At 62.3% G+C, this 16,638-nt stretch carries 12 protein-coding genes and 1 pseudogene; 5 read left to right on the plus strand and 8 right to left on the minus strand.

Translation table 11 applies throughout. The features are described from left to right. Positions 1 to 249 precede the first annotated feature (249 nt). Positions 250 to 1,296 carry a LacI family DNA-binding transcriptional regulator gene (locus tag AC3A6P_RS03615; protein WP_487688496.1) on the minus strand — a complete coding sequence of 349 codons (1,047 nt, stop codon included), beginning with the start codon at positions 1,294 to 1,296 and terminating at the stop codon, positions 250 to 252. Positions 1,297 to 1,438: 142 nt separating this feature from the next. Here AC3A6P_RS03615 and AC3A6P_RS03620 point away from each other — a divergent pair, with 142 nt between their 5' ends. After that, a complete protein-coding gene (locus AC3A6P_RS03620; RefSeq protein WP_487688498.1) occupies positions 1,439 to 2,878 on the plus strand; it encodes a flavin monoamine oxidase family protein in 1,440 nt (479 codons plus the stop codon). A gap of 114 nt (positions 2,879 to 2,992) precedes the next feature. Beyond that, positions 2,993 to 4,063, plus strand: a pseudogene (locus AC3A6P_RS03625) (IS110 family RNA-guided transposase); the annotation flags it as partial. A 910-nt stretch (positions 4,064 to 4,973) separates the two neighbouring features. Here the strand turns inward: AC3A6P_RS03625 and AC3A6P_RS03630 are convergent. The 7 genes from AC3A6P_RS03630 to AC3A6P_RS03660 all read right to left on the minus strand — a co-directional run bounded on the left by AC3A6P_RS03630 (position 4,974) and on the right by AC3A6P_RS03660 (position 12,396). Further along, positions 4,974 to 5,798 (minus strand): carbohydrate ABC transporter permease, encoded by an 825-nt coding sequence (locus tag AC3A6P_RS03630; protein ID WP_487688500.1) that lies wholly within the window; start codon positions 5,796 to 5,798, stop codon positions 4,974 to 4,976. Then, on the minus strand, positions 5,795 to 6,634 hold the full coding sequence (locus AC3A6P_RS03635) for a carbohydrate ABC transporter permease (protein ID WP_487688503.1): 840 nt from the start codon (positions 6,632 to 6,634) through the stop codon (positions 5,795 to 5,797). Before AC3A6P_RS03635 ends, AC3A6P_RS03630 begins: the two co-directional genes overlap by 4 nt. 164 nt (positions 6,635 to 6,798) lie before the next feature. Then, positions 6,799 to 8,073: an ABC transporter substrate-binding protein gene (locus tag AC3A6P_RS03640; RefSeq protein WP_487688505.1), complete on the minus strand. Its 1,275-nt coding sequence runs from the start codon at positions 8,071 to 8,073 to the stop codon at positions 6,799 to 6,801. 251 nt (positions 8,074 to 8,324) lie between these two features. Beyond that, positions 8,325 to 9,461 (minus strand): ABC transporter ATP-binding protein, encoded by a 1,137-nt coding sequence (locus tag AC3A6P_RS03645; protein ID WP_487688508.1) that lies wholly within the window; start codon positions 9,459 to 9,461, stop codon positions 8,325 to 8,327. A 543-nt stretch (positions 9,462 to 10,004) separates the two neighbouring features. Next, positions 10,005 to 11,000: a sugar kinase gene (locus tag AC3A6P_RS03650; protein ID WP_487688510.1), complete on the minus strand. Its 996-nt coding sequence runs from the start codon at positions 10,998 to 11,000 to the stop codon at positions 10,005 to 10,007. Next, complete coding sequence (locus tag AC3A6P_RS03655) at positions 10,997 to 11,650, minus strand: bifunctional 4-hydroxy-2-oxoglutarate aldolase/2-dehydro-3-deoxy-phosphogluconate aldolase (protein WP_487688512.1); 654 nt, start codon at positions 11,648 to 11,650, stop codon at positions 10,997 to 10,999. The genes AC3A6P_RS03650 and AC3A6P_RS03655 overlap by 4 nt, the downstream gene beginning before the upstream one ends. Then, positions 11,650 to 12,396, minus strand: a complete 747-nt coding sequence (locus AC3A6P_RS03660) for an RraA family protein (RefSeq protein ID WP_487688514.1) — start codon at positions 12,394 to 12,396, stop codon at positions 11,650 to 11,652. Before AC3A6P_RS03660 ends, AC3A6P_RS03655 begins: the two co-directional genes overlap by 1 nt. Before the next feature lie 230 nt (positions 12,397 to 12,626). On the opposite strand from AC3A6P_RS03660, the gene AC3A6P_RS03665 reads away from it, so the two are divergent. The 3 genes from AC3A6P_RS03665 to AC3A6P_RS03675 all read left to right on the plus strand — a co-directional run bounded on the left by AC3A6P_RS03665 (position 12,627) and on the right by AC3A6P_RS03675 (position 16,621). After that, positions 12,627 to 13,871, plus strand: coding sequence for an MFS transporter (locus tag AC3A6P_RS03665; protein ID WP_487689364.1), 1,245 nt, complete (start codon positions 12,627 to 12,629; stop codon positions 13,869 to 13,871). 728 nt (positions 13,872 to 14,599) lie between these two features. Next, a complete protein-coding gene (locus tag AC3A6P_RS03670) occupies positions 14,600 to 15,376 on the plus strand; it encodes an SDR family NAD(P)-dependent oxidoreductase (RefSeq protein WP_487688516.1) in 777 nt (258 codons plus the stop codon). Between the two features lie 183 nt (positions 15,377 to 15,559). Further along, the gene (locus AC3A6P_RS03675; RefSeq protein WP_487688518.1) at positions 15,560 to 16,621 is read left to right on the plus strand and encodes an NtaA/DmoA family FMN-dependent monooxygenase; all 1,062 of its coding nucleotides are present in this window, start codon (positions 15,560 to 15,562) and stop codon (positions 16,619 to 16,621) included. The last annotated feature ends 17 nt before the right edge of the window (positions 16,622 to 16,638 follow it).

The following is a 16,638-nucleotide window of genomic DNA, read 5'->3' on the forward strand; positions in this document are numbered from 1 at the left end:
ATGAAGCTGCCAGAGTCACAATAACGTAACTCGCCAATTCCCCGCTTCCTGCGGCGTTCCCTCAGTCGAGGGGCGCGAGATATGAGCTGATTCCGACGCAAAACAAATCTGCCCGTATCCTCGCGCGTGGGATCGGACGTTGCAGTTGACAAATGCGAGGGGCGCCCGGATGGCAGTGTCAATTCCGTACGCCGCAAGAGCGCGAGCGCGTCATGACAGTGGAGTAAATCTCAAACCAAACAGAGGGACTCACGTCGAGTTGCGCACGATCAGCTCGTTGGCAAGGACTACGTGGGGCACACCGAGCTGCTCGCCGGCGACTGCGCGCACGAGCATGTCTGCGGCGGTACGACCCATGTCGTAGGCACCGACACGCACAGTCGTCAGCGGCGGGTCTACGAAGCGCGAAAACTCAAAGTCGTCGAACCCCGCCACGGCAACGTCGTCAGGCACTCGTAGCCCGGTAGTTTTCACCGCGTGGATCGCCCCTACCGCCAGCGCATCCGAGCCACAGATTATTGCGGTCGGCCGTGAGCTTGCGGATAGCAGGCGGTCCGCCATTGCCTCCCCGCCAGAAGCCTGCCAAGTAGCGTCGAAGATCTCTAGATCAGGCCGCTCTGGGAGTCCTGCTGCAATGAGCTCGTCGCGGTAGCCGAGGTAACGTTGCTCGACGACTGGCCAGGGAAGGCGTGCGCCGATGAAGCCAATCGCGTCATGGCCGCGCGAGATCAGGTGTTTGGTGAGCTGGCGTGCCGTCTCACGCTCGTCGGTTCGGACGACCAGAACCTCTGGATCGTCAATCACTTCGTCGAAGACTACGAACGGCACGTTGAGCGTCTTTAGCTGCTCGATGTAACCATGCCGCAATGCAGGCTCACCCGACAGCAGCACGAAAGCACCGTCGACGCGACCTTCGAGCAGCGGTCTGAGCATGGTGCGATCGTTCGCTAGCGGCCGCTGGCCCTTCAACAGGATTTCATAGTCGCAATCGCGCGCGACATCAGCGACACCTGCGATCAGAAGATCGGTCAGCGGATCGGCAAGGAAGCTCGGAGCCTCGTCGAGGACAAGAAACGCGAACGTTCTCGTCCGATGCAAACGCAAGCCACGCGCTGACACATTGGGGAAATAACCAAGGCGGGCCATTGCGTGCTCGACGCGCTGGCGCGTCTCCGGCCGCATTAGGTCGAAGCGGTTGCGCAGAACATTGGAAACTGTCTGCATCGATACCTCTGCCTCGGCGGCGACCTCGCGCAGGGTGGGCCGCTGCCGACGACCGTTCGAGTTCGCAGACATAGACAACTTGAACGTAAAAGCAAATGTCCCCGTCTGTCAAGTTAGATGGGCGAAACAGTCGTGGAGAGTTTTTTCAAACCCAAGAGCGCGGGTCGCTAGTGTAACGTTAAAGTCGAGCTACTAGCCTCACGAGGAGAATCCGTTGCCCCGTTCAAAAGCCCAGTCCGATAGCGCTCCCACGGTCGCAATTGTCGGGGCAGGTGTCGCCGGCCTCACCGCAGCCGTCGCGCTGCTCGACGCAGGCATAGTGCCTACCGTCTTCGAGGCCGCCGACTATGTAGGCGGTCGCACGCGTTCGACTGACGAACCGTGGCTCGGTGCGCACCGCACCGAATGGTGCGCGGAGCTTGTCAATTCGGACCATACGACGATGCTCGGGCACATCCGTCGCCTCGGGATCCCGACCCGCGACCGCGACCGCGTGGAGCCAAGGCTCGGCGAGCTATGGATGTTGCGTGGTGAGTGCTACGCGATCGCCGATGCTCTGCGTGATTACGATGCCGGCGTCCGTACGATCGTGGAGTCGCAATCTGCCGCGATCGGCATGCCGGACAGTTGGGTGCCAACAGGCGATGCTGCGCGCGAACTAGATGCACTCAGCGTTTACGAGTGGATTGAGCTGCACGTCCCGGGCGGACACGACTCGCGCCTTGGAGCGCTGTTGGACCTCGGTTACACGATCGAGTGCGGCGTCGACTCACGCCAGCAGAGCGCAATCAACCTTATCCGGCAACTCTCCGGTTTGGCCCTTAGCGCGTTCGGTCCGCTGGGCACATCTGACGAACGCTATCGAGTCCTCGGCGGCATCGATCAGGTGCCGCGCGGCCTCGCGCGCCTATTGCCGACCGAGGCGCTGCGACTGAACGCGCAGCTAATGCGGATCGCGCGCACCGCAGACGACCACGCTGTGCTCTCGCTGTCCGTCAACGGCGAACAGCAGGAAGCCGAGTTCGATCATGCGATCCTCACGCTGCCGTACACCTCGCTGCGACGGGTGAACATCGCTGACGCTGCCCTCGATGAGCGCAAGGCGGCTGCGATCCACGAGTTTGGCTATGGTACGCATTCCAAACTTCAGCTCGAGTTCACGGGGCGGCCGTGGCTGGACGCGCCGGAGCCCTATCGCTGCAACGGCTCGACATTCACGGACCTTGACATCGGCGCGACCTGGGAGTCCACGCTGGGCGATGGTGGTGAAACTTCAGTGCTCGTGTCCTATCTCGGCGGAGGGCTGGCGGAGGACGCGCAGATTAGAGAACCGTACGCATCGAATGCACTGCCGGAAGTGGAGCGACGCGCGCGGCAGATCGTCGCTCAGCTGGACGCGCTGTGGCCCGGCACGGCCGAGGCGTACACCGGCCGCGCGACCCTAACCAGTCCGACGTCGAGTCCCTTCCTCGGCGCTAGCTACTCCTGCCGGCTCGTCGGTCAACATACTGGCTTCGATGGCCGCGAAGGAACACCAGAGGGGCCGTTCCATTTCGCCGGCGAACAGCTCTCGCCGCAGTTCCAACGCTTCATGGAGGGAGCCGCGAGCGAGGGCATGCGCGCCGCGAAGGAGGTACTGAAAGCGCTGGGTTAGCCGGTATGGAGGCTGACTCGACGCCGAAGGCCTCGGACTGCAATCGGACGTGGGTTCCGGCGTCGAGTGAACACTCGCACCGGTAGAGCCACAACTGCTGATCAGGGACCTCCGGTGAGTTCCAACGGTACGAGTGTGGGGTTGGACGTGCATGCGCTTTCGGTGGCGCATGCCGTCGATGAGGATGCGGGCCGCGTCGAGCGGGCACGGTTGTGTCTTGACAACGAGGAGATCCTCGATTGGTTGCACCGGCTGCGCGGTCCGGTGCGGGTGGCCTTTGAGGCCGTCCCAACAGGGTTTGGCTTCGAGCGGCGCTGACTGATGCCCAGGTGGACTGCGCGGTCGGCGCGCCGTCGAAGCTGATCCGTCCGAGCGGAGACCGACTCAAAACCGACGCCCGTGCCGCGCATTTGACCAAAGGTTGCTGCGGTTGGGCGAGACCACTGCGGTCACGGTGCCCGAGGCTAAGGTCGAGGCGGTGCGGGATCTGGTTCGTGCTCGCGTGGACGCCCGGGCGGATCTGATGCGGGTCCGACACCGGCTGTCGAAGCTGCTGTTGCGCCAGGGGCGGGTGTTCGGGCGGGCAGGCCTGGATCGGTGTGCATGGAATGTGGCTTCAGCGCCAACGATTCGACGATTCTCACACCACGGCGGCCTTCGATCACCACTTCGATGCGGTGCTCACCGCCACCGCGGCCCGTGACCGCCTCGATGCGCAGATCGTGGCAGTCGCGGCCTACTACACCACGGTGGGCTGACCCAGTCAACCGGCTGGGCTGCCTGCGGGAGATCTCCGCGCTGACCGGTCTGGCACTGAGCGTCGGGATCGGGGACTGGACCCGATTCGCCGGGGCCTCGATCGGCGCCTACGTCGGCCTGTTACCCATCGAACTCCTCGGGCGGCTCCCGGGTGCAGGGTTCGATCACCAAGGCCCGCACGCTCACGTCCGCAGACTGCTGATTGATTCGGCCCGGCATCACCGAGCGGCGCACCGCAATCCTGGACCGGGGATGCGGGCCCGCTGCGCCAGGGCCGACCCGGCGCCTAAGGCCCGTGGACATGCCGGCAATCGGCGATTGCACCAGCAGTGGTGTCGGTTCTACGAGCGCAAGAAACCTCATGTTGTGGCCAACGTCGCGGTCGCCCGCGAACTGGCCGGGTGGTGCTGGTCCTTGGCCACGCTGACGTTAGAGCAGACAACCAAACTTGATCGGAACCAGCCCGGTCGGCCGCCAGGTAGGCGAACTGGACCTGCGTTACAGCTATCAGCAGCAACAGGATTCACCGATTGCTGGTGCGACGCCCGTGTCTCTAGAGGCTGCCACCGTTCGCGCCAAACCATCGTCTTGCGGTAACCAACCCGCGCATATCGATCTGAACCACCGTCGTTGACCAACGACCGTCGATGCACCGACTGACCCCGATCAAACGAAAGCCGCCCTGGCACCAAAACCGGGACGGCTTTCACCTGCTTCTTGACAAATGGTGCCTACAAGATCTGTCTTGGTTAGCGCGACCGTCCATTCGTAACCTCGCCGCAGCAGGGCCTGATCTTCGATGCCGAGTAGATATCTGACGGGATGGTGTTCGGTTACGACGCTGCGGAACTACGCATGAAGATCGAAGTCGTCCGTGCCGAAACAACGAAATGTCTCGTGCTACGCGAGCTGCGCCGAAAGAGCCCACGACGAGACGAATCCGACGAGAGCGCGTTCGAAGCTGTCCATGAGGAAACCGCGGTGAGGAGAATAGCAGGGGATATCTCCAAGCCCGAACCAGTGGTTCTTTCGCAATTACCATGCACGCATAAGTGTAGTGACCGATTGCCGGTAATATGCCTTGCAATCTTCCATTGTCTTAACGGCGAGCGAGGAGAGTGGCCATTTGTGGAGTTAAGTGCGAAGTCGTACAGTCCGTTCATCGGATTGCAGGTTGCAGAGCTCGAACTACGGTGCGATTGTCCCCACATCTGGGACGAATCATAGAGTTGTCAGCATCGTTTCCTCGCAACGATGTCAGTGGCGATTACGACGAATCCCCATGACTCCTGAACTTTTAGCAACGCGGGGTGCTGATGCTGACATTGAGTAATATCTACCCCTTCACCGCACCGTTCAGCATCCCCGAGATGAACCGGCGTTGCATAAAGACGTAGACCGCGACGACGGGGGCGGCGATCAGCACGCTGGCGGCCGCGATTTCTACGACGTTCGTACGGTGCCCGACAGTGAAGAACGCGAGCCCAAGCGGCGCCGTGCGATGACTATCACTGTTGATCATGATTAGCGGTAATAGGAACTCGTTCCAGTTCCACATGAACGTCAGCACCACCAGCGTGGTAAGCGCCGGCTTCGCAAGGGGCAGGAGCACTTGCCGCAGCACCGTAAGACTCGAGGCACCCTCCAAACGCGCCGCCTCGATCAGCGTGCGCGACGACGACCGAAAGTAGGCGCGCATCCAGAAGATGCCGAACGCAAGCGAGATAGCTGACTGCGGCAAAATCAGGGACCAGTATGTATCAACTAGGCCTACATCGCGCATGCGGAAGTACAGCGGGATCACGAGCGCCTCGTGCGGGATAATCAGTCCCAGAATGAACACGTAGAAAAGTGCGTCCGAGCCGCGAAACCGCATGGTGCCAAATGCGTAGCCTGCAAGCACCGACAGAACGCACGTGATCACCACGACGCACACTGTCACGATCGCGCTGGATACAAGGTACTGCTGAAAGTGACCGACTGACCAGGCTCGTTCGAAGGTCTCCAGATGCAGCCCTGTCGGGATCGGCACTCCAGTGAGTAGCGCATCATGTCGCTGTAGTGCCGCCGACAGAACGAGCAGGATCGGCGCGACAGCGAAGCCGGCGAAGACCCACAGTAGGGCGTAGGTGAGGAAGCGTTCGGTGCGGGATACGTTCATTTCTCAGCCGTTCGGTTGATGGCGACGCCGACGAGGAAGATCACCAGGGTGAGTACAACAGCGATCGCACTGCCAGAGCCGACGTTGCCGTTCGCGAACGCCTGCTGATAGACGAGATAGCCGGGCACAACAGTCTCTGTACCGGGTCCGCCCTGTGTAAGGACATAGACGAGGTCGAACGTATTGAGCGCGCCGATCACCGTTACCGTTAGGGCAACGGCGAGTTGATTGCGAACGCCAGGCAGCGTCACCGTGATGAACTCACGCACCGGACTGGCACCGTCTACGCGCGCGGCTTCGTACAGCGAACGCGGGATTTCCTGAATTGCCGCCAGGAACAGCACCATGCAAAAGCCGAACATCACCCAGCTGCCGATCATGCCGACGGCAGGAAGTGCGGTCTCATAGTCACCGAGCCACGGGCGCGCGAGACTGCCGAACCCAAGGAATCTGAGGGTGGCATTGAGGGGGCCGTCATAGGCGAGGATCCACTGCCAGCTCGTGGCCACGACGACTGTAGCGAGCACCTGCGGCAGGAATAGGACTGCGCGCAAGAAGGTGAGGCCACGGACCTGGAAGCGTGACAGTGCGGCCGACAGCACCAGGCCCCAGACGATCGGCATGAACGAGAAGAACAAGATCAACACCCCAGCATGGATGAAGGCGCTGCTTATCTGAGGATCCTCGAGTATTGCCCGGTAGTTCGCGAGGCCGACGGGCCGACTTTCGCCAACCCCGGTCCACGAGTAAAAGGAGAACCAAACGGTCTCGCCGAGTGGGAATAACACCATCGGAATGAACAGCGCGAACGCGGGCAGCAGGTAAAGATATGCCACACGTCGTGGCTCGCCAGGCGTTGATTCGCTTCTCCGCGCAGCGGGGGCGCGTAGCCGATCCCGCAGAGACTTTCGTGGCCTGGCATTAGTCGCCGCACGGTCGGCTCTGACCCGTGCGGGGGAGATCGGGACCAATCGCTCGTCGATCCCGGGGGCCGCGCGCATCACTTGCTTCCCTTTAGGTAAGCCTGCCGCTGCTCCTCGATTCTGGTTAGCAGGTCCGCCGGGCTCACGCGGCTGGCCAGTAGATCCTGCACACCTTGGAGCATGGTGTTGTAGGTGTAGTTCAGCAGTGTTCCGCTTCCGAGGAAGGGAAGTGCCGTGCCGTGTGTCCGCTGCTCGTTCCATGACTGCAACAGATCGTCGTATACCGCGCCGCGCTCGACATGCCCATCGACCGGCACTACTGGGAGCGACCCGTAACTAAGTGCGAGCTGTCGTTGCATCTCAGGGGAGGAGAGGTAGTCCAGGAACGCGGCGGCGGCGTTAGCCTCCGCTTGGGGCGCAGAAGCGGTAATCCCGAAGCTCCACATCGCATTGTTCACGGTGCCAGGCGTCTTGCCGGTGTCGTTCGGGTCCGGTATGAAAAAGAAGCCGAAATTGTCTGTGTCGCTCGTCGGTGCCAAGACGTGCAGCCCGACCATGTATAGGCCTTCGCCGCGGGCGAACCGCGCCGCCTGCTCAGTGCTGCTGATGCCCTCGAAGCCCTTGGTGAAGTAGCCCGCGGCGGCCCAGTCCTTCATTGTCTGGGCTGCTTGGACTCCTTCGGCTCCGGTGATCGTGGTCTCGGGCTGGTTGAGTACCCACTTGAGCATTGCTGGGCCGCCGAGGTAGTCGGCGAGCAGCTCGTTGAAGAGCCAGCCGCCGCCGTCGCGGTCGGAGTTGCCGAGCACGATTGGGGTGATCCCTGCGGTCTTGGCGGCGGTCAGCGAGGCCTCGAAGTCCGCGAATGTCTTCGGCTGCGGGAGGCCGAGTTGTTCGAGCAGTCTGCGGTTGTAGAAGACGCCGATTTGGGATCCATACCACGGCACCCCGTAGGTCGGACCCTCGCCCCAGCGATTTGTATCGTTGGAGTATCGGTCGAGAGTCAGTCCGCCTATCGAGTCGAAGCGCTGGTTCCACTTGTAGGTGTCGACGTACGGCCCCATGTCACGCATGAGCCCGGATTGAATCAGCGGCGCGAGTACGCCACCGGGCAGCGTGTCACCCTCGATGAGGGTGGGCGGGTTCGATCCCGACGCAGCCAATTTCGTCTTTGTTGTGGATTCGACCGTGGTCTCATTGCCGATCCCCGGAGGGGCCACGCGTTTGATCGTGATGTTCGGGTGCAGGTCGGTGAATTGTGAGATCGCGGCTTCCAGCCCTGGGTTGATCGGGTTGACCGCTTCCTGGTCCCACATTGTGATTGTGACCTGCTGGGTCGGAATGCTCGTGTCCACCGGCCCAGACGAACCTGATGACGAGGGCGGTGTGGTAGAGCCCGGACCTCCGCAGGCAGTAACGACTAGGGATGCACTCAGTACGACGGCGACGGCGGCTACGCCACGGGCACGAAATGAAACGTTCAGCACGACAGCTCCTCCATAGTGACTTGGGCTTTTACGAAGTGGGCCAGAGGTCACTTCCTCGTTCACATTCTCAAGTTGTCTTGCGGTGAGTTACCGTCACCGCTTGTTCTCGTCCGTCGTTGTCAGATCCTCTCGCCGCTCGCCGGATCGAAGTAGTGGATGTCGGAAGGGGAGAGCAGCAGATCGAGCGGTGACCCAATCGCCACCTGTGTGTTCGGGTCGAGGCACGCCGTGAACTGCCTCCGCGCATGCTCTGTGATGTCGGCGTCCCCGAGGTCGGCGCCGTCGACCACGTCTGTTCCGGGGGCAAACCGAATTTGAGTCTCGCTGCCGAGGTCTTCGATAACCTCGGGTACGATCCGCATGACAACGCTCTCAGAGCGAGGCCCCTCTGACGAGGCGGCGCGCAGATCGGTCGGCCGGACACCGACTACGACCGTCTTCCCATCGAGTGCGCGTACGGGCGAGTCTGGTGCAAGCGGTATTTCCGTACCTGCGAGCGAGACGCGACCATCAAGCACGGGCGCCTCGAAGAGGTTCATTCCCGGTGACCCCATAAAGGCTGCGACGAATAGGTTGGCGGGCTTGCGAAACATCCGCTGTGGTGTGTCGACCTGCTGGATCAGCCCGTTGCGTAGCACCACGACACGATCGCCGAGTGTCATTGCCTCGACTTGGTCATGCGTCACGTAAACCGTTGTTCGCTTGAGTCGCTGGCGTAGGCCCGCCAGCTCAGCTCGCATCTGTACACGCAGCTTGGCGTCAAGGTTGGACAGCGGCTCGTCCATCAGGAAGACCGCGGGTTCGCGCACCATTGCGCGGCCCATGGCGACGCGCTGGCGCTGACCGCCCGACAATTCGCTCGGCTTCCTATCCAGGAGCCGCGTGAGTTCGAGTACGGCTGCAACCTCGTCTACGCGGCGTTCGATGTCAGCCTTCGGTGTCTTGCGCATGGTGAGCCCGAACCCGATGTTGCGCCGCACGGACATCTGCGGGAAGAGGGCGTAATCCTGGAAGACCATCGATACATCGCGCTTGCCTGGGGGCATCTTCGTGACGCGGCGATCACCGATGAAGATGTCGCCACTGGACGGTGTCTCTAGGCCTGCGATCATCCGGAGCAGGGTTGTCTTCCCGCAGCCCGACGGACCTACGAGGACGAGGAATTCGCCGTCCTCTATCTGGAGCGTGACCTCGTCCACTACACAGGTCTCGGGGCCGTAGCGCTTTGTGACCTTCTCAAGTGTGATGGCAGCCATGTCAGTCAAGACCTTCCGTCGACTGCCGCATCGACAGACCGTCGCAGAAATGGTTGCTGTAGAGCATGAGTAGTCCCTCCAGTAGCGGGAAGCGGCGGCGCAGTCGGCGCCGATGGTCGACAATTGGGAAGCCAATGCAATCCGTCGGGGCGGGCCGGCGCGATCGGCTCGCAGACGGCTTTCACCACGATGCAACTCCTCCGCGGACTGTCAGAAGTGATCGCCTGGCGGTGCCTAGAAAGAATTACTTTAACGTTACACAACGTAGATCTCGAGGCTTGGCGCTGTCAAGAGGTGCCGCGGATCAAAGTCCCGGCAGCTTTCGTTCATTGCCACCACGTTCGAAATGCACTGCAGTACAGCGCCATTCGTGCAGACAGCATGATTGCTCATACTTTTGAAGCCGCCGGAAAACCGGTTACACCCGAACTGAAAAAAAGACACCGCATCACGCTCACGGATTGACATCGCCGCAGCGTAGATATCGTCGCCGAGATGAACTGCGACGCGCCCCAAGGGGGGGGCAGTGCGTCGCAGTAGTTCTCAACGTCGGTCGGCGTCCTCGGCGCTGAGGTCCCTCAGGTCAGCACGCGAGGGCACCGCCTGGGAGTCCCCTGGCACGGTAACAGCCCAGGACCCGCATTCGACCGCGCATCGCAGTCGTGCTGCGGCCGGCTGTCCGCACATCCACGACGCCAGCAGTCCACCGGCGAAGGCGTCGCCAGCTCCCACGGTGTCGATGACCGGGACGGCGGGTGCTGATACGTGCAGCAGATCGCCAGAGTTGCTAAGCATCATTGCGCCGTGTCCGCCGAGTTTGACGATGACCTCGGCTGCACCGAGGGCCTGGAGGCCACGTGCCAGCGACGCGGCGTCGTCAATGGGAGATGACTCATGGGTGGCTGCCGGCGCCTGGCCAAGTAACATCCGCGCCTCCTGTTGTGTGGCGATCACTACATCGGCTGTTGCAAATAGCCTCAGGGATTGTCGCGCCTGCTCGGGTAGCCACAGTCGCTGGCGGTAGTTGACGTCGAAGCTAATGACAGAGCCAGCGTCACGCGCACGTTGGAATGCCAGCTGCGCGGCAGAGGCTGCGGTGTCGCTGAGCGCCGGAGTAATGCCGGTCAGATGCAGGAAGGAACTGCGGGTGAACGACACTGCCTCCACATCACGAGCGTCGAGCTGGGCACCAGCGCAGTGGCGCCGCCAGTAATGCACACGGCTACCCAGTGCTGTGCGCCGCTCGCGGACGATCAAGCCCGTAGGTTGGCTGATGCGGCGAGCCTGGTGTTCTACCCCGCCGGCGCCCATCCGCGCGAGCAGGATATCGGCAGCAATGTCGTCACCGAGCACGCCGACCCACCGAGCCAGCCCTCCCAGACCTGCGACAGTCAGCGCTACATTGAGCTCCGCGCCTGCAGCCATGGTTTGCATGTGTGAGCCCAGCTGCCACGGGCCCAGGGTGTCGTTGACCAGCAGCACCATGGCCTCACCGATGGTTATCAGGTGAGGCTGGTCGGCGGGGTGATTGGCGTTCACCGCAGCGACGTCTTCTGAGTCTGTAGCTGTTGCAGCAGCTGCTGCACCGCTTGGGCGACGCCGCTCACATCATCACCACGCAAAGCGGGCGAGAGCAGCGCGCCACCGACGCCGACACCGATTGCGCCAGCGCGCAGAAAATCCCCTGCACGCACGGCGGTGACTCCGCCAGTAGGAACGATATGAGCGCCAGGCAGGATGTCGAGCAGGTTGCTGATGTAGGCGGGTCCCAGCAGCCCTGCGGGGAATACCTTGACCGCCGTGGCGCCAAGGGTCAACGCTGTGGAGACTTCTGACGGCGTCATCGCTCCGATGATCAGCGGAATTGATTGCTCGGCTGCGACAGCTGCCACCTCAGGCACCACTGTCGGGGTCACTATGAATTTGGCCCCGGCTTCGATGGCGGTGGCCGCTTGCTCGGCGGTGAAGACGGTGCCCATGCCGAGGTAAAAATCAGCAGATAGCTCCGCCCTAGCCTTGACGAGCAGCGGAATTGCATCGGCTGTCGTGTACGTCAGCTCGATAATCGAGATTCCAGCGTCGAATAATGCCCGCACGGTAGGCAGGACAAAATCAGGGGTGGGGGCACGCAACACGGGGATCAGCGGTGACCGCCCGATCACGTCGAGTAACGACTCTGTGACAGTCACTAGAGGATCCCGAAGCGACGAAACGCCGCTGAAACGCTGGTGCCTGAGGCCACTGCGGTGCGGAACTGTCCCTCACCAAAGTCTTTGATTCGCACACTCTCGAGGACCTGCTTTTCGAGGGCAGCTGGGATGATGCATACGCCGTCGGCGTCGCCGACGATGAGATCGCCGCTACAGATCTCTACGCCGTCGACAGTTACTGGAATGTTGTGGGCGGTGACGTCGATGCGACCCTTGCTGTCATAAGGAGTGGCTCCGCGGCTGAACACGGGGAAGTCCAGTTCGAGCAGACGCGGCACGTCGCGGATGAGTCCGTCGGTTAACGCACCGAGAACCCCGCCAGCCTGGCAAGCGGTCGTAATGAGTTCTCCCCAGACCCCAGCCGCATCCGAACGTTCGGTGTGGAACACGAAGATTGCGTCCGGTGGCAGCGCATCGAGAGCTCTAAGCAGGCCCTCATAAGGGCGCTCAGGATACTCGTTCACAGCGGGCCGGGAAGTGACAGTGAACGCGCGCCCCACCATCTTCTGATCTAGACGTAGCGGACGGATGTCAGGACTGAGGCATTGCTTGCGCCGCCCCAAACCGTCTAGCGCATCCGCAGCCAGGGCACTGGTCAGCCGGTGGATGTCGAGGACTTCACCAGCTGAATCCTTCTGTGTCACATTGACCTTCGTTCTGTCGATGGCCGCGCGGGCCAGGGGTGAGCTTGCTGAACGGGCGCCCTCAGTATCACCGACAAGCACGACTGAAGCAACACGCGTCGCATAATGTACCGCATAGAAGTCTCGTCTGACGAGATTAATAGCGTAGCCTTGCGGCCGCGGACCTCTCTACAGCCCAGCGCGCAGAACGCCAGATAATCCACCAGGCAGCAGATTCCATTGGATCCAGGCCCACCGACGGGGCCAGAAGGACATTTCTACGCGCACACGAGCAATAAGGACGTGATCATCTAATGGGACTCATCTGTCGCATGTTCCTACCGAGTCGACAACCCGCGCGAGCGGTTTGTCCTGCAGTCATTCTGCGCCGGGCCCGGATCGCGATCGGAGCCCTGTTTCTGATCAACGGCGCGATCTTCGCCAATCTGCTGCCGCGCTATCCGGAGATCAAGGCCGATCTGCACCTCAGCAACGCGGTGTACGGCGCGGCAATAACCTCGTTCTCCGGCGGTGCGCTCGTCGCGGGATTGACTGCGGCGACGCTGATTCGGCGATTTCACAGCGCACGGGTGGCAGTCCTGGGCACCGTGCTGCTGGCTTCTTTCGTCATGCTCGCCGGCGTGGCAAGCACACCGCTGATTCTGGCCTCCACCCTGTTTCTGGCCGGGGCCTGCGACTCGGTGCTCGACGTCGCACAGAACGTCCACGGGCTCCGGGTGCAACGCGAACACGGCCGCTCGATCATCAACTCACTGCACGCAGCATGGGCCGCCGGGGCGATCCTTGGCGGTCTCACCGGCGCCGGGGCAATCGGCCTCGGGATATCTCGCGGCGTCCACCTCAGCGCAGTCGCGGTCCTGTTAAGCGTGGTGGCGCTAATCGCCTACCAGTACCTGCTGCCTGGGCCCGACCACGGTGACCATCCGGCAGCGAACGCCACGATCGGCACCCGAGCCGGGCCACGCGTGTATCTGAGCCTACTGGCCCTGGTGTTGATTGCGATCGCCGGCGCCACGGTCGAAGACGCCGGAAGCTCATGGGCCACGCTGTATCTCCGCGACGGCCTGCACACGCCGCCCGCATTGGCGGTCTCTGGGTACATCGCACTCGTGGGGTTCATGTTCGTCGGCAGACTGATCGGCGATCGCCTGGTAAACCGGTTCGGCGAAGCCACCGTAGTCCGGGCAAGCGGCTTCATCGCAGCCGCGGGAATGGGCTTTGCCTTGGTCATCCCGACGATCGCGACCACTATCGCCGGGTTCGCACTCGCCGGCCTTGGGGCAGCCACCCTTATACCGATCGCCATGCACGCTGCCGATCGGCTGCCGGGCTTGCGACCCGGCACCGGCCTGACCGTGGTCACCTGCCTGATGCGGGTGGGATTCTTCGGTGCGCCACTACTCGTCGGACTGGTCGCCGACGCCGCCGGTTTGCGGTCCGGACTGCTGGCCGTACCGCTCGCCGGGATCATAGCCATCGCACTGACCGCGGCGCTGCCCGGACGACGACTGTGCGTACCCGATCCTCGAATCCCGTCCCGACAGGCTTCGAACTGAATCATGAAGACTCCCGACAGGATCAGCGCGACGCCGAGCGCTACATCGCGTTCCGCCGAGCAGCAGTAGACCTTGTGATACCAATCCAGCTCCGAATCCTCACTGACACATAGGAAGGACCGTCTTTTAGACAGCCCTGGTGGTAGGGCGAACAACGTGGTGTTGCTGGTAGGCGCCCTCTATGTCGAGCGACCCAGACCGTCATTCCGATGGTGCTAGCGACCAGCAATGTCGACGCCAACAACAGTTCGGCAGCGCACATCGACGCAAATACCCGTTGACATGGTGCGACCGTGCACCCTTAGATGTACCTAGTGATTTATCGTTAAAGTTGTACATGCGGCTTCAGAACTCGGTCCGTCTCGCTCGCTGGACACAGCCTGGTCCCACCTGCTGTCCAGCGACTAACGATGTCAGCCGAATTTACCGTTCGCGCTCAAGACGAGGGAGGCAACTCTTGAAGACCGTCATTTTTCGGACCAGCGCGTGACCATGCTCAACGGCGACATAGGCAGCCGCGACGGCGCGTCGGTCAACGAGTGCATTGCGACGACATTCAAGGTCGTCAAAATTAGCTGTCTGCAGGTACCTACGGGCTCTTCGCTTGTCGTCAGCTCGACCAATATGCGATTCGCCTCCGACGAAAGGGATACCCAAATAGCTGTAGCTCAACAGCGTCCATCGATCCCAGCAACGGGAGAGTCGCGATTAGGTACCCGAGGTTCCAAATGAGTCAGACACTGTCCGGTCGCGTCGCTGTCGTGACCGGAGCAACAGGTGGGATCGGAGAGGCTGTAGCGCGGCGCCTCGCCGCCGACGGCGCCAAAGTCGCGGTCAACCACATCCCTGAACCAGGCGCGGCTGCCGCCGCACAGCGTATTGTCGCCGCCATTCAAGCCGATGGCGGAACAGCGATCCCCGTTGCGGCAGACGTATCCGACCGCCACGCGGTCGACGCCATGGCCGATACCGTTATGGCCGAACTCGGCCCGACCTCAGTCGTGGTGGCGAACGCCGCGACTGCGGTAACCGAGCATCTCCCATGGCGGGAACTGTCCGCGGACAACTGGCGGCGTGTGTTTGAGGTCAATGTAGTCGGAAGCTATAACTGCATCGCTGCTCTTTACGACGGGCTTGCCGCATCTGAAGACGCGAGTGTGGTCATACTCTCCTCGGTGACACCACTTCTGGGCCGTGCCGGCGTTCTGCACTACAGCACTTCAAAAGCCGCACTCGTGGGTATGACTCGCTCGCTGGCGCGGGAGGTCGGCGCAGACGGAGTGCGTGTCAATGCGATCGCGCCGGGAGCAATCGAAACACCCAGCGAGGCAGCGACATATGGCTCCCCGGAAGAAATCGCTGACATGTTGTTCGACGTACAGGCCCTAAGCCGTCGCGGCCTCCCAAGTGACGTCGCCTCAGCGGTGAGTTTCCTGGCCGGCCGCGACTCCAGTTTTATCACCGGACAGTTGATGGTCGTCGACGGCGGGTGGGTGATGCGCTGATGTCTGTGCCAGCGAGTTGTCTAAGCATGACTCGAATATCGCGTTCAGCGCGAGTAGTCCAGCCTGATTCAACGCCGCATCGCCCGCCGGCCGCAAGAGGCACGGCTGACGGGTGGTCGACGGTTTGCCGTTCGCGGTGGGGTCGCGGTACCGACCCCACCGCCGGCGTGATCTGCCGCAGTCGTGAGCCGCGCCCCCGCAACTCGCGCCGGTAGGACACCACATCATCCGGAGTGCTTGAAGGCCACCTGGGGCAGCAAATCGGGCTCTGCGCAGTCGCATCAGTTCTCCCCGGGGCATGTCAACGCCGCCGCCGCAGCCAACTTCGGCAACCGCCCCCACCCGGACCCGGAAGACCGGTACCGTCGGGCAGCCGAGTTCGTCGACGTCGTGACCGGTTTGCGGCGAAGCTGGGAGCCGGACGCCATTATTGCCGACACAGCGATGGGCAGATACGTTGATCCGGCCCGAATTCGCCCTTTACACCACCGGGGCAAGTATTTTGAGGTAAGCGGGCCGCTCAACGTTCCGCGGTCGCCGCAGGGGCAGCCGGTTCTGGTGCAAGCCGGAGCCTCCGTGGCGGGTCGCCGGTTCGCCGCGCAGCACGCCGAGGTGATCTTCACTGCGCAACAGGATCTGCGCGCCGCTGCCGCATTCCGGTCCGCGATACACCGACTCGCAGCGCAGGCTGGCAGACCCGCACCGAAGATCGTCACCGGATTGTGCCCGATAGTCGCCGAGACCGACGCGCAAGCGCACGCCATCCGCGCCGAACTTGACTCGCTGGCACCCGCAGAGGCCGGGTTGGCCCATCTGCGATCAGCTTTCGGAATCGACCTTCGCGGCGCCGGCCTCGATGATCGCGCAGACGCACGCTGGTTCAGCGACACCGCCGATGCGAATAACCTCTCCAAGAGCCGGTTGCTGCTTCTCGCCGATCAGGTTCGCCGCGAGCAACCGACGTTGCGCGAGCTACTGTCCGGGCTGGCAACCGCACGCGCGCATCTGACCATGGTGGGATCGGCGGCGCGGGTCGCGACCACCATGCGGCACTGGTTCGAAGGACACGGCGTGGACGGGTTCGTCATCATGCCTGCCCAGTTACCCGCAGGGTTGACCGCTTTCGCCGAACTGGTCATTCCCCAGCTGCAGACGTGGGGCGTGTTCCGACGTGACTACAGTGAGAAGACACTGCGAGATCTCTTCCGTCTCAACAGAACAGAGGTCAGCGGGTGCCCCAATTAACTGGTGACAGCGCTGTC

The organism is Mycobacterium sp. Soil_C_30, from assembly GCF_057656995.1.

Excerpts from the sequence above, each read along its gene's own strand:
- AC3A6P_RS03615 (WP_487688496.1), bottom strand. The coding sequence starts at position 1,296 with ATGTCTGCGAACTCGAACGGTCGTCGGCAGCGGCCCACCCTGCGCGAG.
- AC3A6P_RS03630 (WP_487688500.1), bottom strand. The coding sequence starts at position 5,798 with ATGAACGTATCCCGCACCGAACGCTTCCTCACCTACGCCCTACTGTGG.
- AC3A6P_RS03645 (WP_487688508.1), bottom strand. The coding sequence starts at position 9,461 with ATGGCTGCCATCACACTTGAGAAGGTCACAAAGCGCTACGGCCCCGAG.
- AC3A6P_RS03665 (WP_487689364.1), top strand. The coding sequence starts at position 12,627 with ATGTTCCTACCGAGTCGACAACCCGCGCGAGCGGTTTGTCCTGCAGTC.
- AC3A6P_RS03670 (WP_487688516.1), top strand. The coding sequence starts at position 14,600 with ATGAGTCAGACACTGTCCGGTCGCGTCGCTGTCGTGACCGGAGCAACA.